This is a genomic window from Aminobacter carboxidus (genome assembly GCF_014863355.1).
In the GTDB taxonomy this organism is placed as follows: domain Bacteria; phylum Pseudomonadota; class Alphaproteobacteria; order Rhizobiales; family Rhizobiaceae; genus Aminobacter; species Aminobacter carboxidus.
Genome location: NZ_JACZEP010000006.1, coordinates 201,180 through 223,589 on the forward strand (window position 1 = coordinate 201,180; position 22,410 = coordinate 223,589).

Genomic DNA, 22,410 nt, shown 5'->3' on the forward strand with positions numbered 1-22,410 from the left:
ATCCGGCGAAGTAAAGCCAGGCTTTGACAAAAGATCGCGGCAGGTTATCACTTGTGTACGAATGAAAATGTCCGGCACCGGCCCGGAGGCATTGCGTGACCCGTTACGCGAAACCCAAGACGCTCGACGAAGCGCTGGCGCTGCTCAGCGAGGGTTCGTGGCGAGTTCTGGCGGGCGCAACGGACTTCTACCCCGCCCTGGGCAGCCGGCCGCTGCAACACGATGTAATCGATATCAATGGCATCGGCGCGCTGCGGGGCATCGCCGAAAACGGCAGCCATTTCATCATCGGGGCACGTACGAGCTGGGCCGAGATCGACAAGGCGCCGCTGCCGCCGGCCTTTGAGGCGCTGAAGCAGTCGGCGCGCGAGATCGGATCGATCCAGATTCAGAACGTCGCGTCGGTAGCCGGCAATATATGCAATGCTTCGCCGGCGGCCGATGGCGTGCCGCCACTGATGGTCCTCGACGCCGAAGTCGAGCTGCAGTCGCGTCACGAGCTGCGAATCCTGCCACTTGGCGAATTCATCGTCGGCAACCGCCAAACGAGGCTGCGCGCGGACGAACTGGTAACAGCCCTGCGCATCCCAAAGGCCAGCGTTGCCGGGCGTTCGGCCTTCGTCAAACTGGGTGCCCGGCGCTATCTCGTCATTTCAATCGCCATGGCGGCGGCACGGGTCGTGCTTGACGGCCAAGGGCGGATCGCCAGCGCGGCGATTTCGGTGGGCTCCTGCTCCGCGGTGGCGCAACGGCTGCGAACCCTGGAAGCTTCGCTCGCCGGGCAAAGGCTGGAAGCTACCGAAGCCGCCGTTTTAGCCGCAGAGCTGGATGAATTGTCGCCGATCGACGACGTGCGCGGCAGCGCCGGATACAGGCGACGTGCGGCGCGCGAGATCGTGACGCGAGCCTTGTTGCAGGCAGCCGGCGGTTCGCAGAAACAGGCAGCGGCATGAAGAGCGACCGGGCGCCGATCAGCTTCACAGTGAACGGCGCCCTCACGTCGGTAACCGCCGCGCCGATGCGGCGGCTGTCGTCGGTGCTGCGTGACGACCTCAGGCTGACTGGGACCAAGGTCGGCTGCGACGCCGGCGACTGCGGCGCCTGCACCGTGCTCATGGACGGCGAACCGGTCTGCGCTTGCCTGTTGCCGATGGCGTCGGTCGAGGGCGCCTCAATCCGCACGATCGAAGGATTGAGCAATGGCAAGCTGTCGGCGCTGCAGGCTTCGTTCCTGGCCCATGGCGCAGCACAATGCGGCATCTGCACACCCGGACTGCTGGTGACCGCGACCCCACTGCTGGAACACACGCCACGGCCGAGCGAACAGCAGGTGCAAGACGCGCTCGGCGGGGTTTTGTGCCGCTGCACCGGCTACCGCAAGATCATTGAAGCGGTGATGGAGGCGTGGAAGCATGTCAGCGCGACCGACGGACCACTCGACTTACGCCTGCCGCCGGCAGGTGGCGCAATCGGCGCCTCTCCCGTCAGGCTCGACGGCATTCCCAAGGTAACGGGCGCCGAACGATTCGGTGGCGATTCATTCCCCGCTGATGCGCTGTCGGTGCTGGTGATCCGCTCACCGCATCACCGCTCCAGCTTCTCCTTCGGCGATCTGGATGCCTATGTCGCCGACAACACCGGCGTTGTGGCTGTCTTCACCGCCCGGGATATTCCGGGCATCAACAGCTTTGGCGTGATCCCGCCGTTTGCCGACCAGCCGGCACTGGCCGAGGGCGAGACGCGCTTCCGCGGTGAAGCGGTGGCGCTGGTGGCCTGCGAGAGCTGGGCGGCGCGCGATCTGGATATGGCAGCTTTCCCGGTCGCATGGCGCGAATTGCCGGCGTCGCTGGAACCGGCCGACGCCCAAGCGGAGGGGGCAGCACTCGTCCATGCCAACCGGGCCGGCAATCTGTTGGTGCGCGGATTGGTCGAGCGCGGCGAGCCGGAAAGTGCCTTGGCTCAAGCCGTATGCGTAGTCGCGGGCACCATGCAGACATCCTATGTCGAGCACGCTTACATCGAACCGGAAGCCGGCTATGCATTTGTCGACGGCGATACGCTGACCATCGTCGCCTGCACCCAGGCGCCACACATGGACCGCGACGACACTGCGCGCATCCTCGGCCTCGCGCCCGAAAAACTGCGCATCGTGCCGACGGCAACCGGCGGCGGTTTCGGCTCGAAGATCGACATCTCGCTGCAGCCGCTGATCGGGCTGGTGGCGCTGAAGACGGGGCGCCCGGCGGCACTCGCCTACAGCCGCACGGAATCGATGGCCTCGACCACCAAGCGCCATCCGGCATCGATGCAGGCAACGATCGGCGCCGACGCCGACGGCACCATCCGTGGCATGGTGTTTTCAGGCGAATTCAACACCGGCGCCTATGCCAGTTTTGGACCGACCGTCGCCAACAGGGTGCCGGTGCATGCCTCGGGCCCTTATGCCACGCCGAACTATCGCGCCATTGCCCGCGCAATCCACACCAACGGACCGGTGTCGGGCGCCTTTCGCGGCTTCGGCGTGCCGCAGGCGACGCTGATGCAGGAGACGCTGCTCGACGAGCTTGCCGACCAGCTAGGCATCGACCGGTTGCAGATACGCTTACGCAATGCACTTCGGAACGGCTCCGAAACAGTGACCGGGCAGCGGCTTGAAAGCGGTGTCGGCATCGGCGAGTGCCTTGAGGCGCTGCGATCACACTGGACCCGCGCGCTGGCCGAAGCGTACGCCTTCAACGCAACCCATTCCATGACGAAACGCGGCGTCGGCATCGCCTCGTGCTGGTATGGCTGCGGCAACACCTCGCTGCCCAACCCCTCGACAATCAAGCTCGGCATCTCGCCCGACGGCAAGTTGGTGCTGCACCAGGGCGCGGTCGACATCGGCCAGGGATCGAACACCGTCATCGCCCAGATCGCCGCCGACGCGCTTGGCCTGCCGCTCGGCGACTTCGTGCTGCGAAGTGCCGACACCTCGATCACACCCGACGCCGGCAAGACTTCGGCGTCGCGCCAAACCTTCGTCAGTGGGAAAGCGGCGGAAAAGGCGGCAAGGGCGCTGCGCGACACGGTCCTGCGCTACGCCAATGTCTCAAACGAGGCATCGCTGCAGTTGCTGCAAGGCGGCCTGCTGCTGGTGTATGAAGGTGGCGAACGGCGGCGCATCGACCTGACGCAGCTTGATGCCGACAAGGACGGCCTCGTCTTCGTTTCAGAGGAAAGCTACGACCCGCCAACCGCGCCGCTCGATGCCATGGGCCAGGGCAAGCCCTATGCGGTCTATGGCTATGGCGCCCAGATCGCCGAGCTCGAAGTCGACCTAGCGCTTGGCACGGTGAGGCTGGTCAAGATCACCGCGGCGCACGATGTCGGCAAGGCGATCAATCCGATGCTCGCCGAGGGCCAGATCGAAGGCGGCATTGCCCAGGGCATCGGCATGGCGCTGATGGAGGAATACATCCCCGGCCGAACCGAGAACCTGCACGACTACCTGATCCCGACCATCGGCGACGTACCGCCGATCGAGACGATATTGATCGAAGTTTCGGATCCGGAAGGACCGTTTGGCGCCAAGGGTTTGGGCGAGCACGTGCTGATTCCGACGGCACCGGCGATCCTCAACGCCATCCGCCACGCCACCGGCGTAACGATGACCAAGGTGCCGGCGACGCCGTCGCGGGTGCTGGCGGCAATCCAGCAGGCACGTCGATGAACGAGCTCTCGGAACGTTTCGAAACGCATGAACCCGGCGACGTGCACGCCGGCGAAAAGCTGCGCTGCGACGCCTGCCCGGTCATGTGCTACATCGCCGAGGGCCGCACCGGCGCCTGCGACCGCTACGGCAATTTCGGCGGGCGCATCGTGCGCGCCGATCCCGTCCGCATCCTCGACTATGCGGTCCAAAGCAACGCGGCCTTGGTGCCATTCGGCGGCGAGGCGTGGGACGGGGAGTTGGTCAACACCGGCCGGCGCTTCGTTACCGCTATCGGCGCCGGCACGACCTATCCCGATTACAAGCCAGCGCCATTCATCGTCAGCCAGGAGGTCGAGGGCGTCGATCTGGTTACCGTCGTGACCGAAGGCATCTTCTCTTATTGCGGCGTCAAGGTGAAGATCGACACCGACCGACACCTTGGTCCCGAGACGGCGACGGTGCGCGCCCAGGGCGAGGCTGTCGGCCATGTGACAACGGGCGAGTACGGCTCGCAGATGCTGTCGCTCGGCGGCGTGCATCATTTGACCGGAGGCTCCAAGTCGGAAGGCCGAGTAACCTGCGCGGCTCTGCTCGACCTGTGCAACAAGAAGCCGGTGGAACTTAGCATCGACGGCGGCGCGACAATCCTGGTCGAGGCCGGCAAGCCGCCGATCATTGACGGCACCGTCGAACATCGCATGCGCGTCGGCTGCGGATCGGCGACCATCGGCATGTTCGCCACCCAGTGGCGCGGGCTTGTCGACGAGGTCGTGGTGGTCGACGACCACATCACCGGCGTCGTCTCCGAGCATCAGGCCGGCAAGGTGCTGGGCTGGCAGGCGACCGGGATCAGGATCCTCGGCCGTCGCTCGACGCCGGGGCGCTATTTCAAGGTATCGGAACCCGGCCTCGGCTGGGGCGGCACCTCGATTTCCGATCCGCTTGCCATCCTCGGCGAGTGGAACGCCGGCAAGGGCGCGCGGCCCGGCCTGTCGATGTTGATGGTGTCCACCACCGGCGAGCAGTTCGCCTATTACGAGCTCGACGACGATCTGAAGCCGGTCGAAAAGCCGTTTCCGGAGCGGCTGCGCAAGTCGGTCGGGCTGATCGAGGAAAATTGTGAGCCGGCTTTGTGTACGGTGTTGTTCGTCGGCGGCGCCGGCGGCAGCCTGCGCGCCGGCGTGACGGAGAACCCGGTCAACCTGACACGTTCGGTGCAAGGCTTGAGAACCTATGTGACGGTGGGCGGCGCGCCGGTTTATGTCTGGCCCGGCGGCGGCATCACCTTGATGGTCGACGTCACGCGCGTGCCTGACAACGCCTTTGGCTACGTGCCGACCCCGGCACTGGTGGCGCCGATCGAATTCACGTTGCGGCGCGACGACTATCTGGCGCTGGGCGGCTACGAAAGCGAGATCAGGAGCCTCGCCGACGTGCTGCAGCGCGGCGGTGAATATTACAACGAGCGGGCGACTGGGTCGGCCGGGACAGACAACCCCTGGCCACCGCTGGCGCAACTGCGCCTGATGGCGCCGGGCGGGTTGCCATGAATGGTCCCGAGATCTCATGGCTGCCGGATCGGCGCCGCCTGCATTTCAACCATGGCCCGATCGACCTGATCGTCGAGGCATGGGGCGATCCCAAGGAGTTGCAGGCGGCCTACCGGCAAGCCGCCGCGCGTTTCGAAACGATCCTGCCTGAGCTTGTCGGGGAACTCACCGAGTTGCGCCGCCCGGCTTCGACCACGCCCCGAAACTTCCTTGGGTCGACGGCGCAGCGCATGGAGGCGGCGGTGGCGCCGCTGTCCCGGACATTCATCACACCGATGGCCGCTGTCGCCGGTTCTGTCGCCGACGAGATGATGGCGGCGATGGTCGCCGGGCGCAGGCTCGACCGCGCCTATGTCAACAATGGCGGCGATATCGCCTTGCATATCTCGCCGGGCCAGGAGATTTCGGCAGCGATTGCCGACACCGGCCACGGTCTTGCCGACAGGCTGACCATCCGGGCGGAAGACCCGGTGCGCGGCATCGCCACCAGCGGCTGGCGCGGGCGCAGCTTTTCGCTCGGCATCGCCGATGCGGTGACGGTGCTAGCTGTCAGCGCTGCGGCGGCCGATGCGGCGGCAACGCTGATCGCCAATGCCGTCGACCTGCCGGGGCACCGCGCCATCCAGCGCCAGCCCGCGCGCGACCTCGCTCCCGACAACGATCTCGGCGACCGGCTGGTCACCACAGGCGTCGGCCCGCTTGACGCTGAAGAAATCGAACTGGCGCTCGAAGCGGGACTTTCAATTGCCGAAACCTTGCGGCGGCAAGGGTCGATCCAGACTGCAGCTCTATACCTAGGAGGCCGAAACCGCATAAGCGGCACGCATGAGCTTGCCGTAGCCGGTAATGTGACAAGGGGGGTTCCTGTCCATGCCTGATTTTCCGATCCGCAAGATTGCCGTGACAGTCGAGGAAATCCTTCACGACGGAGGGCCGCCCGCGCATGTCCCGCGACGACGGGCGGCGGCGCTTGCGGTGGTGAAGAACCCGTTCGCCGGCCGCTATGTCGAAGAGCTGCAAAGCGCGATGGAGGATCTGAAACCGCTCGGCCTGATGCTTTCCGACCGGCTGATTGCTTCGCTCGGTGGCGATACGAAGGCTATCGACGGTTATGGCAAGGGCGCCATCGTCGGCTCGGCCGGCGAGTTGGAACATGGCGCGCTATGGCATGTGCCCGGCGGCTACGCCATGCGCGATCGCCTCGGCGAAGCCAAGGCGATCGTGCCCTCCGCCAAGAAGCTCGGCGCCTTCGGTGCGCGGCTCGACGTGCCGATCGGCCATGTCAATGCCGCTTATGTACGTAGCCATTTCGACGCCATGGAAGTGGGCATGCCCGACGGGCCGCGCGCCGACGAAATCGTCTTTGCGCTGGTCATGACCTGCGGCCCGCGCATTCACGACCGCATGGGTGGATTGAAGGCCTCCGACATCAAGGCCTGGGATGGCTTGCGATGAGCCCTGAAACCACCGAAGGCGGCTATCAGGTCCAGGGACAGATCGGTTTTGTGCTGCGCAAGGCCAACCAGCGTCATGTCGCGATCTTCGCGACACATATTGCGGACCTGACGCCACCGCAGTTCGCCGCGCTCGCCAAACTGCGCGATGTCGGCGAAACCTCGCAGAACCAGCTTGGCGGCCTGATCGCCATGGATGCAGCGACCGTCAAGGGCGTCATCGACCGGCTAGCGGCACGCGGGCTGGTGCGACTGGCCAAGCATGAGGTCGACAAAAGGCGCCTGATGGTAACGCTGACCGACGAGGGCCACCGCCTCGTCGTCGAGCTTCTGCCGCAGGCGCGGACGATCACCGAAGAGACGTTGTCGCCGCTGTCGGCGAAGGATGCCGAAACGCTGCTGCAACTGCTGACGAAGATAAGTTAGGGGAATAGGGGAATAGGGGAGTAAGGGAATAGAGCAGTACGAAACCATACTGACTTGCTCCTTTACTTCCCTACTGCCCTACTCACTTATTCCCTAGTCGCCATATGGGACCCAGACGTTCTTCACTTCCACGGCGCGGCGAAGGAAGGCTTCGCCTTGGGCGGTTGGCCAGTCGAGGCTGCGGCCGTGGCCGGTCCAGACGCGTTTGAGATTGCCTGTCGATTCAGCTTCGGCCCTGGCGCAGATGTCGGCCTCGGCGACGACCCACAGGCCGTCGACGTCGTCGTGCTTGGCAAGCACGGCTGCGAGTTCGGCGGTATGGCCGGTGACGATGTTGATCGCGCCTGCCGGCACGTCGGAATATTCGATCACCTGGTAGAGGTCGGTGGCGACCAGCGGGGCGGTGGTCGAGGGCACAACGACCGTGGTGTTGCCCATGGCCAGTGCCGGGGCGATCAGCGAGATCAGTCCGAGCAGCGGGGCCTCGTCAGGGGCGACGATGCCGATGACGCCGACGGGTTCGTGCAGCGCAAGGGTGACCGTGCGTGCCGGCGGCTGGTGGACGCGACCCTCGAACTTGTCGGCCATGCCGGCATAATAGAACAGCCGTTCGATCGAGGCTTCGACCTCGGCTTTCGCGGCCTTGTGGCTGGCACCGGTCAGCTCGACGATGCGGGCGGCGAACTCTTCGGTGCGGCCGGACAGGTTTTCGGCGAGATAATACAGCACCTGGGAACGATTGTAGGCGGTGGCTTCCGGCCAGGCCTTGCAGGCCCGTGCCGCCGAGACCGCGTCGCGGATGTCCTTGCGGCTGCCGAGACCGATCTCGCCTGCCAGCCTGCCCTTGGATGTCAGAACGGGGAGTGAATAGTTGCCGTCGGGGCGGACCTGCTTGCCTGAGATGAACAGCTTTGCGGTGCGGTCGATGCCGTGGCTTTCGCCATTGTCGCGGGCGGCTGCCTTGGGTGCCGAAGCCTGTTTGATGACGGGGCCATGCGGTTCGCTTGGTGCCAGATATTCCTCCAGCCCCTCACGCCCGCCCTCACGGCCGAAGCCGCTCTCGCGATAGCCGCCGAAGCCGCAGGCTGCGTCGAACATGTTGGTACCGTTGACCCAGACCACGCCGGCCTTGAGCTGCGGGGCGACATGCAGCGCCAGGTTGACGTTTTCGCTCCACACCGAAGCGGCAAGGCCGTAACGGGTGTTGTTGGCAAGCTCGACCGCCTCTTCGGTGTTGCGGAAGCTCATGGTGGCAAGCACCGGGCCGAAGACTTCTTCCTGCGCAAGGATGTTGGCAGGCGCGACACCTGTCGCCAGCGTCGGCAGGTGGTAATAGCCGGTCGCAGGCACGTCCTGGTCGGGCTGCCAGCAGACCGCCCCTTGCCTGGCGCCTTCCTCGACCAGGCGTTTGACCCTGTCGAGCTGGGTCTTGTCGACCAGCGGGCCGATGTCGGTGTTCTTGTCGAGCGGGGAACCGACGCGCAGACGGCTCATGCGTGTCTTGACCTTGGCGATGAAGGCCTCGGCAACACTCTCCTGCACCAAAAGACGAGAACCAGCACAGCAGACCTGGCCCTGGTTGAACCAGATGCCGTCGACAAGCCCTTCAACAGCACTGTCGAGATCGGCGTCCTCAAAGACGATGAAGGCCGACTTGCCGCCGAGCTCCAGCGACAGCTTCTTGCCCGAGCCGGCTGTTGCCTTGCGAATGATCTTGCCGACCTCGGACGAGCCGGTAAAGGCGATCTTGTCGATGCCGGGATGATTGACGATCGCAGCGCCCGCCTCGGGGCCACCCTGGACGATGTTGACCACGCCCTTGGGCACGCCGGCGCGCTCGCAGATCTCGGCAAACAGGATTGCCGTCAGCGGCGTGAACTCGGCCGGCTTCAGCACCACCGTGCAACCGGTGGCAAGAGCGGGGGCGATCTTCCAGGCCAGCATCAAAAGCGGAAAATTCCACGGGATGATCTGGCCGACGACGCCGGCAGCCTTGCGGCCGGGGAACTCGCTCGCCAACGACTGGGCCCAGCCGGCATGGTGGATGAAGTGGCGGATCGCCAGCGGCACGTCGATGTCGCGGCTTTCGCGGATCGGCTTGCCGTTGTCGAGGCTTTCCAGCACGGCAAACAGGCGCTGGTGGCGCTGCATGGCGCGGCCGATGGCATAAAGCACTTTTGCGCGCTCATAGCCTGACGTGGCACTCCACTTGGGCAGCACCTTGCGCGCTGCTGCCACCGCCGTCTCGATGTCGGCGGCGGAGGCATCGGAGACCTTGGCCAGAAGCTTGCCGGTCGAGGGATCTTCGGTGTCGAAGCTCTTGCCGTCGATGCCGGCGCGCCAGTCGCCTGCGATGAACAGCGACTTCGAGAAATCGCGGGCACCAAGCCAGGCATCGGCCTCGCTGCGGGCCTCGGGGGCTGGGGCATAATCCATGGCGTGGTATCGTTCGAGGATGTTCATGAGAGGCTCCGGACTGTGCGGGGCGAAGATAGGGTTCGGCGTTCGCGAGCTTTCACACGAAACTCCACTGTCATTGCTTTCGCACCCTCACGCCATGGCGTGGCGGTGGTTGGCCGAGTAGCGGCCACTGACATGGTGCTCGAGTTGGCGTTCGATATCGGTCAAAAGGCTCGATGCGCCGAAGCGGAACAGTTCGGGCTCGAGCCACTCCCGGCCGAGCTCTTCTTTCATCAGCACCAGCCAGTCGAGCGAGACCTTTGCCGTCGAGATGCCGCCGGCCGGCTTGAAGCCGATGAGATAGCCGGTCTGCTCGTGATAGGCGCGGATGGCGCGGACCATGGCGAGGCCGACCGGCAGCGTCGCGTTGACGCTTTCCTTGCCGGTCGAGGTCTTGATGAAGTCGGCGCCAGCCATCATCGCCACCATCGAGGCGAGCGTGACATTGCGCAAAGTCGCGAGATCGCCGGTGCCCAAAATGACCTTGAGATGGGCCTCACCGCAAGCAGCGCGAAACGCCTTGATCTCGTCATAGAGCTCCTGCCACTTCGCCCCGAACACCAGCCCGCGCGGAATGACGACGTCGATCTCGTCGGCACCATCGGCGACCGACGCCTCGATCTCGGCGATGCGCGTCGACAAGGGTGCCAAGCCATGCGGAAAGGCCGTCGACACCGCGGCAACATGGATGCCGGTGCCCTTGACCGCTTCGACCGCGGTGGCGACAAACGGATGGTAGACGCAGACCGCAGCCGGGCGGATCACCGTCTCGCCGAGCCCGAGCGCTTCGGTCAGATCACGCCGCAGCGGGTTCACCGCCTTGGCGCAGAGCCGGCGCACGCGCTCGTCGGTGTCGTTGGAGTTGAGCGTCGTCAGGTCCATCAGCGAGATCGACCTGAGCAGCCAGGCCGCCTGGTTGTCGGCCTTGATCGAGCGCCTTTTGGTCAGCGTGCCGACCCGGCGCTCGAGTGCCGAACGGTTGACGCTGCGCATCGATTCGACAAAACCCAGATCCAGCGCCATCCCGGGATTGCGCACCACACCATGGCCACCCTCCGCCGCATTCGCAGCCAGCCGCGAAGGCAAAGGCATAACAGTGGCTGAGGGGTGGATTTCGGCTTCGCGCAGCTTGCCGCTCATCTGACTGCCTTTCCTCCGGACGCCTTGTGTCGGCGCGATATCTCAGGAGCCGTCGAGGAAAAGCAGGTGCGCTTTCACCACGGCACAAACAAGAATAGCCCGTGGCGCGATGCTCCACGAGTCCCCGGGGGCGGAAGATAGACGAAAAAGCTGAACGGTGCAGCGATATTTTGACCGGATGGTCAAAACGCCGGACCGATGGGCGATCCGGCGCAATCAGGGAAGCGTCAGCCGACGAAGGCGCGCTCGACGACGAAGGTGCCCGGCTCGTGCAGCGAGCCTTCGACGAAGCCGAGGCTCTCGGCCAGTTCCTTGACGTCTTTCAGCATATGCATCGAGCCGCAGATCATGATGCGGTCGGTTTCCGGATCGAGCTTGTCGATGCCGAGATCGCTGAAGAACTTGCCCGACGAAATGAGCGCGGTGATGCGGCCCATACGCTCAGATTCCTCACGCGTCGTCGAATTGTAGAGCGTGACGCGGCCATGGGTCAGCTCGCCGATCAGCGGGTCGCTTTCCAGATTGGCGACCAGTTCCTGGCCGTAGGTCAACTCGGCGACGTCGCGGCAGGTGTGGGTGAGGAAGACGTGTTCGTAGCGCTCATAGGTATCAGGATCGCGCAGCAGGCTGGCGAAAGGCGCGATGCCGGTGCCGGTCGAGATCATGAACAGGCGCTTGCCGGGGGTCAGCGCGTCGAGCACCAGCGTGCCGGTCGACTTCTGGCGCATCAGCACGGTGTCGCCGGGAACGATCTTCTGCAGCTCGGAGGTCAGCGGACCATCCGGCACCTTGATCGAGAAGAACTCGACTTCGTCGTCCCAGGACGGGCTCGCCACCGAATAGGCGCGGTAAACAGGCTTTTCGGCATTGGGTAGGCCGATCATGACGAACTCGCCCGAACGGAAGCGCAGCGACTGCGGCCGGGTGATGCGGAAGGCAAAGAGGCGATCCGTGTAATGCTTCACCGAAACCACAGTTTCGGCGTAGACATTGGCAGGGATTGGGAACTGAAGCGGCTTGGCTTCGGCCGTCTTCAGCGCTGCTGCGGTGTTCATCGATCAAACCTCTCGCCCGGCGCGGCCACGTTTCCAAACCCGGCGCGCAGCGGAAATACAGGCAAATAATGGGACCTTGTTCGGGTTATTAATTAGTATACAAATGATATCAGCGTCAAGATTGTGGCATAAAACGCCTTTCTAAACTGGCACAGGAATGTAGTCCGGGCTTTTCGGGATTAGTCCATGGACGAGAATATTCCCGCACAGGCGGGAAATGTCGTTGCAGGAATCGATGTCGGCGGGACCTTCACCGACCTGCTGCTGATCGACGGCGCAAATGGCGGGGCGGTCCGCATCGCCAAAACGCCAACGACGGTCGAAAACCAGGCCCATGGCGTGATCGCAGCGCTCGCTGCAACCGGCTTCCCCATCCCTGCCATCGACCTCATCGTCCATGGTACGACGACCACCACCAATGCCGTGCTGGAGCGGCGGCTGGCCAAGACAGGCATGATCACCACGCTCGGCTTTCGCGACGTGATCGAGCTTGGGCGGCGGACAAGGCCGCAGCCCTATGGCATGACGGGGGTGTTCGTACCGGTCATTCCGCGCAATCTCAGGCTGGAAGTCAGCGAGCGCGTCGAGGCGTCGGGGCGGGTGCGCGAGCCACTCGACGAGGACGGCATGCGGTCGGCGGTGGCCGAGCTTGTCGCGGCCGGCTGCGAGGCGCTGGTCATCCATTTCCTGCATTCCTACGCCAATCCGTCGCATGAGAAGCGCGCTGCCGAGATCGCCGCCGAGATCTGGCCGAACAGCCACATCACCACGGGGCATTCGCTGTTGTCGGAAGCGCGCGAGTTCGAACGCGGTGTGACCGCCTCGGTCAACGCGGCAGTACAGCCGATCCTCGAACGCTATGTGGCACGGCTGCGCGATGAACTCAGCCAGCGCGGCTACCGCAGCGACTTCCTGATCATGAACGGCAATGGCGGCATGATATCGGCCCGCTTCGTCACCCGCGAGGCGGCAAAGACCGTCATGTCCGGCCCGGCCTCGGGAGTCATCGCCGCTGCCTATACCGGGCGGCGCGCCGGCTTCGACAACCTCGTCACCTATGACATGGGCGGCACCTCGACCGACGTGGCGCTGATCCTCAATGCGGAACCTGCGGTGTCGAACGAGATCGAGATCGAATATGCGATGCCGATCCATGTGCCGATGGTCGCGGTGCATACCGTGGGTGCCGGCGGCGGCTCGATAGCGCGTGTCGATGCTTCCGGGCTGATCCAGGTCGGGCCGGAGAGTGCTGGGGCCAATCCCGGGCCGATCTGCTACGGCCGCGGCGGCACCGAGCCGACGATCACCGACGCCAATCTGGTGCTCGGGCGCCTTGACCCCAGGAAACTGCTCGCGGTCGACAATCCGGTAACCGTCGAGGCGGTACGGAAAATCTTCGCAGACAGGATCGGCAAGGCGACTGGGCTGGACGGCGTGGCAGCGGCAGGTGCGGTGCTCAGGCTCGGCAACATCAGGATGGCGGGCGCCATCCGCATGGTCTCGGTGTCGCGCGGCCATGACCCGCGCGACTTCACGCTGTTTGCCTTCGGTGGTGCGGGACCGCTGCATGCCTCGGCACTTGCCCGCGAACTCGGCCTGCCCCGCGTGCTGGTGCCGGCGCGGCCAGGCATTACCAATGCGCTCGGCTGCGTCGTCGCCGATTTGCGCCACGACTTCGTCAACACGCTCAACCAGCCAGTGGCGATGCTCGACGAAAAGCGCGTCCACGAGGTGCTGGCGCGCCACCGGGCTGAGGGCGAGGCGCTGATCGCCAAGGAGGCGGTCCGGCCCCAGAGCATCCGCGTCAGCCATTCTGCCGACATGCAGTTTGTCGGGCAGACCCATCTCATCAACGTGCCGCTGCCTTCAGCGCATGTCGACCGCGAGACGCTGCAAGGGCTGTTCGAAACAGCCTATTTCGCCCGCTTCAAGGTCGAGCTGCCGGAAATCCGCGCCAACCTCGTCAATCTCAACACCTCGGTGACGGGCGTGCGCCCCGACATCGACCTCGGCAGCCTGATCGATCCGGCCGGGCGTGTGGCAACGCTGGAAGGAGCGCTGCGCGAAGTGAGGCCGGTGTGGTTCGACAGCGGCTGGCGCGATACGCCGGTGTATCTCAGGGAGAAATTGCCGCTCGATGCCGCCATCGAAGGCCCGGCGATCCTCGAGCAGATGGACGCGACGACGGTGCTGGAGCCCGGCGACCGGGCGCGGTCGGACCGGGATGGAAACATTATCGTCGAGGTGGGAGCACCATGACCCTCGACGCCATCACGCTTTCCGTCATCCAGGCAGCGCTACAGCAGACCTGCGACGAGATGGACCTGACGTTTTCGCGGGCGGCGTTTTCGCCGGTCATCGCCGAGGCCAACGACCGTTCCGATGGCATCTATTCCGCAGTTGACGGCGCGCTGATCGCACAGGGGTCGCAAGGGCTGCCGGTGTTCGTCGGCGTGATGCAGCACTCGACCAGGACCATCATCGAGATGATTTCGGACGGGCGTGTCCTGCCACCCGAACCCGGCGACATCTATGTCGTCAACGACCCCTATCTCGGCGGCACGCATCTGATGGACGTGCGTTTCGCCATGCCTTTATGGCGCGCGGGAAATATCTTCTGCTGGCTGTCCAACACTGGCCACTGGCCCGACATCGGCGGCGCGGTGCCGGGCGGCTTTTCAGCCTCAGCCACTGCGGTCGAGCAGGAAGGTCTGCGCCTGCCGCCGGTCAAGCTGTTCAAAAAGGGGGTGATGGACCCCGAGATCTACGCCATCATCTGCTCCAACATCCGCGTCGCCGACCAGCGCATCGGCGACATCAGGGCGCAGGCGGCAGCACTTCATGTCGGGCAAGACAGGCTGTTTGCGATCCTCGACCGTTACGGCGACGAAACCGTTGTCGAAGCGATCGCCGAATTGCGCCGGCGCGCCGCCGAACAGATGCGGGCGCATATCGCGGCCCTGCCTGACGGCACCTATCGATCCAAAGCGTTCGTCGATTCCGACGGCGTCGTCGACGCGCCACTGACTATCGCGCTGTCGGTCGAGAAAGCTGGCAGCACGCTGACCTTCGACTTTTCCGGCTCGTCGGCGCCTTGCGCCGGGCCGATGAACAGCGTGCTGGCAACGACGCTGTCGTCGGTCTATCTCGCCATGCGCCATATCTTCCCCGACGTCCCGATCAGCGCCGGCGCCTTTGAGCCGCTGATGATCAAACGACCGGAAGGCACGTTCCTCGACGCACGCTACCCGCGCCCCGTTTCAGGCTGCGCGGCGGAGGTGTCTCAGCGCATCGCCGAGGCGGTGTTCGCGGCCATGGTGCAGGCCGCACCCGACAAGGTGACGGCGTCGCCGGCCGGATCGAGCGGCAATTTCGCGCTTGGCGGCAACGACCCGGCGCGCGGTCGCGACTATGTCATGTACCAGATCTCGGGCGGCGGCTATGGCGGCAACTCAGGCCATGACGGGCTGTCGAATGGCTGCTCGACCATCGGCATCTCCAAATCGCCGCCGGTCGAGATCATGGAGCAGGCCTATCCGGTGCTGTACCGGCAATACGCCCTGCGCGAAGGGTCCGGCGGTGCGGGCAAACAGCGCGGCGGCTTCGGCCTCGCCTACGAGATCGAGCTGTTGCGGGGTGAGGCGCGAGCTTCCTTCGTCATGGACCATGGCCGCTTCGGGCCGCAGGGCGCGCTGGGCGGCAGGGACGGCGCGGTGAACACGGTCACCGTGTTTCGCGACGGGCAGCCGCATGTGCCGCCGCATTTGTCGAAAGAGCAGGATATTGCGCTGAAAGCCGGCGACCGGGTGTTGGTCGGCACGCCGGGTGGCGGCGGTTATGGCGACCCGCTGGAGCGCGATCCGGAACTGGTGCTGCGCGATGTCGGGCTTGGCTACTACACGCGCGAGCAGGCAGCGGAGATGTTCGGGGTAGTGGTTGGGAATGGCAGTGTGGATGCTGCGGAGACGGAGCGGTTGAGGCGGCGGTAGCGGCTTCGCCGTGCCACCTCTCCCCCATTTCATGGGGGGCGAGGAAACGCCAACTTCGAAGGGCACAACCTGCCAGAACTCGGTTCCTCGCCCCCATGAAATGGGGAGATGTGGCGAGCGAAGCGAGCCGGAGAGGGGGTAACTGCCTTCCCGCATCACAACATCAATCGTCAGCCCAGAACCTTGCCGTCCTCGCCGAAGCGATAGGTCCGTGCCGCGTCGGGCGTGGCATAGAGTGTGGCGCCCGGGCCGGTCTGGTACTCGCCGAACAGGCGGATGGTGATGAGGCCGGCCTTTTCGGTTTCGAGGAAAACATTGGTGTCGGCGCCGAGATGCTCGGCATGGATGACAGTGCCCTTCCACGCGCCCTCGGTCTGGCTGACCGCGATGTGCTCGGGACGGACGCCAACGGTCTTGGCCGTCTCGCCGAGGCGGGCGCCGTCGACGAAGTTCATCTTGGGCGAGCCGATGAAGCCGGCGACGAACAGATTTGCCGGCTTGTTGTAGAGCTCCATCGGTGCACCGACCTGCTCGATACGGCCGGCATTGAGCACGACGATGCGGTCGGCCAACGTCATTGCCTCGACCTGGTCGTGGGTGACGTAGACCATCGTCGCCTTGAGGCGGTTGTGCAGCTGGGCGATCTCGAGGCGAGTGTTGACGCGAAGCGCGGCGTCGAGGTTCGACAGCGGCTCGTCGAACAGGAACAGCTTGGGTTCGCGCACCAAAGCGCGGCCGATGGCGACGCGCTGGCGCTGGCCACCCGAAAGCTCGGCCGGGCGGCGCTTGAGGTAGGGTTCCAGCGAAAGCATCGACGACGACGCAGTGATGCGCTTGTCGATCTCGTCAGCCGGCGTTCCCGCCTGCTTGAGGCCGAGCGCCATGTTGTCGCGCACCGTCAAGTGCGGATAGAGCGCGTAGGTCTGGAACACCATGGCGATGCCGCGCTTCGACGGCGGGGCGTTGGTGACCCTGGCGCCGTCGATCAGCACATTGCCCGCGCTCGCATCTTCGAGGCCGGCGATGATGCGCAGCAACGTCGACTTTCCGCAGCCCGACGGGCCGACGAACACAACAAACTCACCGTCCTTGACGTCGAGGTCGATGCCTTTCAGCACTTCGACCGGGCCAAAGGACTTCTTGACGTTTTCGATCTTGAGAGATCCCACAGGCTATTCCTCTCGTTTTCCTGACGCATGAACCCGACCGAAAAGCGCTGAGCTTTTCGGGGGCATGGCTTAAAGCTTGACGGCGAGGCCAGTGCGGACGCTTTCGTCCGCGGCAAGGCATACGCGCAGTGATTTGACGGCGTCCGCCATGTGGCGGGTGAGGTCGATGTCCTCGCGGATGGCCTTCAGCACGAAGGCCTGCTCGCGGTCGCACAGGCCCTGGTGGCCGGGTTCGTCCTTCATCGACAGGTCTTCGTCGGCATGAAGGAAGTTTCCATCGGTGCCGAGGTCGGCACGGTGGACGCGGATCATGCTGGTCTTGGTGTGCGAATCGACGTCGTCGGACTTGGTCGTCGCTTCGTTGACGACGATCGAGACGCTGCCCTTGGGCGAGATGACGTCCTTCACGAAGAACGCCGTCTCCGACATCATCGGACCCCAGCCGGCCTCGTACCAGCCGACCGAACCGTCGGCGAACAGCACCTGCAGATGGCCGTAATTGTACATCGCCGGATCGATCTCATCGGTCATACGCAGACCCATGCCGCGGACCTCGACCGGGTCGGCATCGGTGATCTGGCACATGACGTCGAGATAATGCACACCGCAGTCGACGATCGGCGACGTCGTCTTCATCAGTTGCTTGTGGGTGTCCCACTTGTGGGCCGATGACTGTTGGTTGAGGTTCATGCGGAACACGTAGGGACCGCCCAGCGCCCGCGCCTCGCCGATCAGCCGCATCCACGACGGGTGGTGGCGCAGGATGTAGCCGATCACCAGCTTTCGGCCATTGGCCTTGGCAGCGGCAACGACCCGCTCGGCATCGGCCACGGTGGTGGCCAGCGGCTTTTCGAGGAAGACGTGGCAGCCGGCTTCCAGCGCCATCACCGCATAATCGGCGTGGCTGTCCGAGTAGGTGTTGATCGAGGCGACGTCGGGCTTCAGTTCGCGCAGCGCGCCTTCGAAGGAACGCTGGATGCCGTAGCCTTCCATGCCCTCAGGCAGCGGCACGTCGGAGCGGTTGACGAGGGCCGCGATCTCGAAGCCCGGGTTGTTGTGATAGGCGAGCGCGTGGCTGCGGCCCATATTGCCGAGGCCAGCGACGACGACGCGAAGAGGCTTTTCAGTTGTCACTTGACGGCTCCGGAAGTGATGCCGCGGATCAGCTGCCGCGAGAAGAAGAAGTAAAGGATCAGCACCGGCAAGATGGCGAGCGAGAGTGCGGCCAAAACGGCGTTCCAGTTGGTGACGAACTGGCCGATGAACACCTGGGCGCCGAGCGTCACGGTCTTAGTCGCTTCCGACGGCGCCAGGATCAGCGGGAACCACAGATCGTTCCAGATCGGGATCATGGTGAAGACGGCGACCGTTGCCATGGCCGGACGGACCAGTGGCAGGACGAGGCGGAAGAAGATGCGGTATTCCGAGAGCCCGTCGATGCGGCCGGCATTCTTCAGATCGTCCGACACCTGCTTCATGAATTCGGACAGGATGAAGACGGCGAGCGGCAGGCCTTGCGCGGTGTAGACCAGGATCAGCGCGGTCAGCGTGTTGACCAGGCCCGACGCCACCATCAGCTGCAGGATCGCGACCGTGCCGAGGCGGATCGGGATCATGATGCCAAGCGCCAAATAGAGGCCCATCATGGTGTTGCCCTTGAAGCGGTACTCCGACAGAGCGAAGGCGGCCATGGCGCCGAACAAAAGCACGAAGAACAGTGAGGCGACGGTAACGATCAGGCTGTTCTGGAAGTAGAGAAAGAAGTCGCCCTGCGCCATCACGGTCGTGTAGCCGATCAGGTCGAAGGTCTCGGCGGTCGGCAGCGACAAGGGCGAACGGAAGATGGCGTTGCGCGACTTGAACGAGTTGACGACGATGACGAGCACCGGAAACAGCGCGATTGCGGTGTAGGTCAAAAGCACCGCATGGGCGCCGATGGTGCGTGGCAGGGAAGTGGCAGCCTTGCTCATGACGCCCTCAGAACTGGTAGCGGCGCAGCCGCGTCTGGATAAGGAACAGGTACAGGCACACGCCGGCGAGGATGATGAAGAACATCATTGAGGCAATGGTGGCGCCCATGTTCTTGTCGCCGATCTGCAGCTGGAAGCCGAAGAAGGTGCGGTAAAGGAACGTACCCAGGATGTCGGTGGCATAATTCGGACCGGCAAGTGCGCCCTGCGCCGAATAGATCAGGTCGAAGGCGTTGAAGTTGCCGACAAAGGTCAGGATCGAGATGATACCGATGGAGGGCAGGATCAGCGGCAGCTGGATTTTCCAGAACTGCGAGAAGCCGGTGACGCCGTCGCATTCGGCAGCCTCGATGACTTCGTCGGGGATCGACAGCATCGCGGCGTAGATCAGCATCATCGGGATACCGACGAACTGCCACACCGAGATCAGGCTGAGCGTGGTCAGCGCGTACTCTTCCTTGCCGAGCCACGGCACGAACAGGCTCTTGAGACCAACGAGGTCGAGCAGGTTGGGTGCCACGCCCCAGAGCGGGCTCAGGATCAGCTTCCAGGCAAAGCCGACGATGACAAAGGACAGGATCGTGGGGATGAAGATCGCCGTGCGGTAGAAGGCCGAGAAACGTAGCTTGGGGCTCGACAGCAGGGCAGCGAGGACGACGCCGATCGGGTTCTGCACCAGCATATGGATGATGAAGAACCAGGTGTTATTGCCAAGCGCGTTCCAGAACGAGGCCGACCAGCGCGGATCGCCAAACAGGGTGCGGAAATTGTCGAAGCCTGCGAACACCTGGGCGTTGTCGACGTTGCGGAACAACGACAGCTGCAAGGTGCCGAACAGCGGCAGGATCATTACCGCAGTGTAGACCAATAGCGCAGGCGCCAGGAATACGGCGATGTGCCAGCGCGTCGGTCGTCTGTCTTGGCTATGCTCTAGGCTTTGCTGCGACATCTCAAAATCCCTGGGTCCGGCCGCGAGGGGGCCGTTGTTCATCGTAGCGAGGATGGACCTCTGCGGGCTTCCCGCCAATGGCCTGGGAAGCAGTAGCGCATCTTTGTGCGCCAGCGTTCAACCCCTCTTGCCGATTCCGCGAGGTTCGAATTCGCCGAGGGGATGGAGAGCGCCGCTTATGCGGCGCTCTCCAAAGCGAGCATCAAGCCCGCCGCATCTTACTTAGCCGGCTTGTACCAGCTGTCGAGGCCCTTCTGCAGTTCGGCAGAAGCAGCTTCCGGGGTCTCGGTGCCGTTGATGACATTGGCCGACTTGACCCAGGTCTCGTTTTCGAGGTTCGGCGTACCGCGCGACAGGACCTGATAGGTCGAGCGGATCGTCGGCTTGCACTTATCGCGCCAGGAGACGAATTCCTGGGCCAGCGGATCTTCCATCTTCACAGCAGCCGAGTTGAGGCTGAAGAAGCCCGGCAGCGCGTTGGCATAGATGGTCGCGAATTCAGGCGAGGCCACCCAGGTCAGGAAGGTCTTGGCGGCATCGGCGTTCGCGCTCTTGGGGTTGAGGCCAATGCCGATGTCGTTGTGGTCGGAGATGTAGCAGGTGTCGCCAGCCTTCTGGACCGGCGGCGCGAAGGCACCCATCTTGAACTGAGCCTGGGTGTTGAAGGTCGAAATCTCCCACGAACCGGCCGGATAGATGGCGGCGCGGCCGAGCGTGAAGAGGTTCTGGCTGTCCGGATAGGTCTGGGCTTCGAAACCATCGCCGAGATAAGGCTTCCACTTGGCCAGCGTCGCATAAGGTGCAACCCAGTCGGCGTCGGTCAGCTTCTGTTCGCCCTTGATCAGCGCCAGACGGCCTTCTTCGCCTTTCCAGTAGTTCGGGCCGATGTTCTGGTAGCCCATGGTCGCGGCTTCCCAGAGATCCTTGGTGCCCATCGCCATCGGGATGAAGGTGCCGTCGGCCTTGATCTTTTCAAGCGCTGCGAAGAACTCTTCCTCGGTCGCCGGCACGGCGATGCCGAGCTTCTCGAAGGCATCCTTGTTGTAGATGAAGCCGTGGATGACGGAGGCCATCGGCACGCAGAAGCTGGCCTTGCCGTCGTCGGTCTGCCAGGCGGACTTGGCGACGTCGGAGAAGTTCTCCATGCCGGCAAGGCCGGTCAGGTCGGCGAGGTGACCCTTCTTGAACAGTTCGAGCGAGGCGTCGAACGGACGGCAGGTGATCAGGTCACCAGCAGAGCCAGCGTCGAGCTTGGCGTTGAGGGCGGCGTTGTACTCGGTCGGAGCCGACGGCGAGAAGGTGACCTTGATACCCGGATTGGCCTTCTCGAAGGCCGGGATCAGCTTTTCCTGCCAGATGGCGAGATCGTCATTGCGCCAGCTTTCGATCGTCAGCGTCTTGTCCTGGGCGAGCGCGATCCCGGCTGTGCCGAGAATGCTGGACGCCATCAGAAGTCCAGTAAGCAACCTGTTCGTCATTTCCATTCTCCCTGTTTGTACTTTCTCTCGGGCCTCTACTGATGAGAGCCTCTGCTCCCCTCGAGCTTCGAAAGTGCGGGCCTGAGCCGTTGGTCCGCACCTTCAAGAAGTTGGTTTGCCGCTTCCGGGCTCGATGCGCCGGAGGCCAAAAGGATGGCGAGCTTGACCGAACCGCCGCTCTTTTCGAGCAGGGCTTCGGCAGTCGCGGTGTCGCAGCCTGAAATCGCCGAAACGATGCGCGCGGCACGCTCGTGCAGCTTGATGTTGTCGGCGTGCAGATTGACCATGTAACCGTCATGGACATGGCCGAGATGAATGGCGGCCAGCGTCGACATCATGTTGAGTGCGATCTTCTGCGCCGTGCCGGCACCCATGCGGGTCGAGCCGGCGACGACTTCCGGCGGCGTTGCCAGCAGCACCGAAACATCGGCGAGGTCGAACATCGGCGCGCCCGAGTTATTGGCAAAAGCGATGGTCGCGGCACCGCGGCGGCGCGCTTCTTCGAGCGCGCTCATTGCATAAGGCGTCGAGCCGCTGGCCGAGTTGGCGACAAGGCAATCGCCCGCCTCAAGGCCGGTCGCGGCGACATCACTGGCTGCCTGGCCGGCATCGTCCTCGGGACCGCCGGCGAGATTGACCAGCGCCTCGCGGCCGCCGGCAAGAAGGATGAACACACGCTCGCGCGGGATGCCGAAGGTACCGGGAAGCTCCAGCGCATCGGCCAGCGCCATCAAGCCTGAACTACCAGCTGCGGCATAAACCAGGCGGCCGCCGCCAGCGAGGCAGGCCGCAACCTTTTCGGCAGCTTGGGCAATGGCGGGGATGGCTGAGTGGACAGCACGCGCAGCTTCGATCTGCGCATCGGCAAGCAGGCGAAGAACGGAATCGGGCGCCTGGGCATCAATGCCCCCAGCATCCTTGTGCACCGCTTCTGTACGCCTTGGCGCCATTCTGTCTCTCCCTTTCATCGACAATACCAAAAAAATACCACTTGTCCAGCGCCGTTAACAAATTCCTTTGCTGCAGCGCAAGGCAATTCAAAAACTCTATAAAATTCAACCAAATGAACATCTGGT

Annotated in this window: 17 protein-coding genes; 8 read left to right on the forward strand and 9 right to left on the reverse strand. The window is 64.1% G+C overall.

What is annotated here, in order from left to right:
- The first annotated feature begins 95 nt into the window (after window positions 1-95).
- From IHE39_RS19580 to IHE39_RS19605, 6 genes are read left to right on the forward strand one after another with little or no spacing between them, the layout of a single operon-like run.
- On the forward strand, window positions 96-953 hold the full coding sequence (locus tag IHE39_RS19580) for an FAD binding domain-containing protein (RefSeq protein WP_192567657.1): 858 nt from the start codon (window positions 96-98) through the stop codon (window positions 951-953).
- Window positions 950-3,712 carry a molybdopterin-dependent oxidoreductase gene (locus IHE39_RS19585; protein ID WP_192567658.1) on the forward strand — a complete coding sequence of 921 codons (2,763 nt, stop codon included), beginning with the start codon at window positions 950-952 and terminating at the stop codon, window positions 3,710-3,712. The genes IHE39_RS19580 and IHE39_RS19585 overlap by 4 nt, the downstream gene beginning before the upstream one ends.
- A complete protein-coding gene (locus IHE39_RS19590) occupies window positions 3,709-5,244 on the forward strand; it encodes a 6-hydroxynicotinate reductase (RefSeq protein ID WP_192567659.1) in 1,536 nt (511 codons plus the stop codon). Before IHE39_RS19585 ends, IHE39_RS19590 begins: the two co-directional genes overlap by 4 nt.
- Complete coding sequence (locus tag IHE39_RS19595) at window positions 5,241-6,122, forward strand: UPF0280 family protein (protein WP_192567660.1); 882 nt, start codon at window positions 5,241-5,243, stop codon at window positions 6,120-6,122. The genes IHE39_RS19590 and IHE39_RS19595 overlap by 4 nt, the downstream gene beginning before the upstream one ends.
- Window positions 6,115-6,699, forward strand: coding sequence for an amino acid synthesis family protein (locus IHE39_RS19600; RefSeq protein WP_184770271.1), 585 nt, complete (start codon window positions 6,115-6,117; stop codon window positions 6,697-6,699). The genes IHE39_RS19595 and IHE39_RS19600 overlap by 8 nt, the downstream gene beginning before the upstream one ends.
- Window positions 6,696-7,124, forward strand: coding sequence for a MarR family winged helix-turn-helix transcriptional regulator (locus IHE39_RS19605; RefSeq protein WP_184770270.1), 429 nt, complete (start codon window positions 6,696-6,698; stop codon window positions 7,122-7,124). Before IHE39_RS19600 ends, IHE39_RS19605 begins: the two co-directional genes overlap by 4 nt.
- Window positions 7,125-7,217: 93 nt before the next feature.
- Here IHE39_RS19605 and IHE39_RS19610 read toward each other — a convergent pair whose 3' ends face one another.
- The 3 genes from IHE39_RS19610 to IHE39_RS19620 form a co-directional block, all read right to left on the reverse strand.
- Window positions 7,218-9,587, reverse strand: coding sequence for an aldehyde dehydrogenase family protein (locus IHE39_RS19610; RefSeq protein ID WP_192567661.1), 2,370 nt, complete (start codon window positions 9,585-9,587; stop codon window positions 7,218-7,220).
- Window positions 9,588-9,674: 87 nt separating this feature from the next.
- Entirely contained in the window at window positions 9,675-10,724 is a 1,050-nt protein-coding gene (gene deoC / locus IHE39_RS19615; protein WP_184770268.1) for a deoxyribose-phosphate aldolase, read from the reverse strand.
- Window positions 10,725-10,951: 227 nt separating this feature from the next.
- Window positions 10,952-11,779, reverse strand: a complete 828-nt coding sequence (locus tag IHE39_RS19620; protein WP_184770267.1) for a ferredoxin--NADP reductase — start codon at window positions 11,777-11,779, stop codon at window positions 10,952-10,954.
- 186 nt (window positions 11,780-11,965) lie between these two features.
- Between IHE39_RS19620 and IHE39_RS19625 the strand changes: the two genes are divergently transcribed.
- Complete coding sequence (locus tag IHE39_RS19625) at window positions 11,966-14,038, forward strand: hydantoinase/oxoprolinase family protein (RefSeq protein WP_192567662.1); 2,073 nt, start codon at window positions 11,966-11,968, stop codon at window positions 14,036-14,038.
- Window positions 14,035-15,768 carry a hydantoinase B/oxoprolinase family protein gene (locus IHE39_RS19630; protein WP_192567663.1) on the forward strand — a complete coding sequence of 578 codons (1,734 nt, stop codon included), beginning with the start codon at window positions 14,035-14,037 and terminating at the stop codon, window positions 15,766-15,768. The genes IHE39_RS19625 and IHE39_RS19630 overlap by 4 nt, the downstream gene beginning before the upstream one ends.
- A 170-nt stretch (window positions 15,769-15,938) precedes the next feature.
- Here IHE39_RS19630 and IHE39_RS19635 read toward each other — a convergent pair whose 3' ends face one another.
- The 6 genes from IHE39_RS19635 to IHE39_RS19660 all read right to left on the reverse strand — a co-directional run bounded on the left by IHE39_RS19635 (window position 15,939) and on the right by IHE39_RS19660 (window position 22,284).
- Window positions 15,939-16,937, reverse strand: a complete 999-nt coding sequence (locus IHE39_RS19635; protein ID WP_184770264.1) for an ABC transporter ATP-binding protein — start codon at window positions 16,935-16,937, stop codon at window positions 15,939-15,941.
- A gap of 69 nt (window positions 16,938-17,006) precedes the next feature.
- Entirely contained in the window at window positions 17,007-18,071 is a 1,065-nt protein-coding gene (locus IHE39_RS19640; RefSeq protein ID WP_184770263.1) for a Gfo/Idh/MocA family protein, read from the reverse strand.
- Complete coding sequence (locus IHE39_RS19645) at window positions 18,068-18,907, reverse strand: carbohydrate ABC transporter permease (RefSeq protein WP_115729752.1); 840 nt, start codon at window positions 18,905-18,907, stop codon at window positions 18,068-18,070. Before IHE39_RS19645 ends, IHE39_RS19640 begins: the two co-directional genes overlap by 4 nt.
- Window positions 18,908-18,914: 7 nt before the next feature.
- The gene (locus IHE39_RS19650) at window positions 18,915-19,856 is read right to left on the reverse strand and encodes a carbohydrate ABC transporter permease (RefSeq protein WP_184770261.1); all 942 of its coding nucleotides are present in this window, start codon (window positions 19,854-19,856) and stop codon (window positions 18,915-18,917) included.
- 218 nt (window positions 19,857-20,074) lie between these two features.
- On the reverse strand, window positions 20,075-21,334 hold the full coding sequence (locus tag IHE39_RS19655; protein WP_192567664.1) for an ABC transporter substrate-binding protein: 1,260 nt from the start codon (window positions 21,332-21,334) through the stop codon (window positions 20,075-20,077).
- 35 nt (window positions 21,335-21,369) lie between these two features.
- A complete protein-coding gene (locus IHE39_RS19660; protein ID WP_192567665.1) occupies window positions 21,370-22,284 on the reverse strand; it encodes an N-acetylmuramic acid 6-phosphate etherase in 915 nt (304 codons plus the stop codon).
- Window positions 22,285-22,410 lie beyond the last annotated feature (126 nt).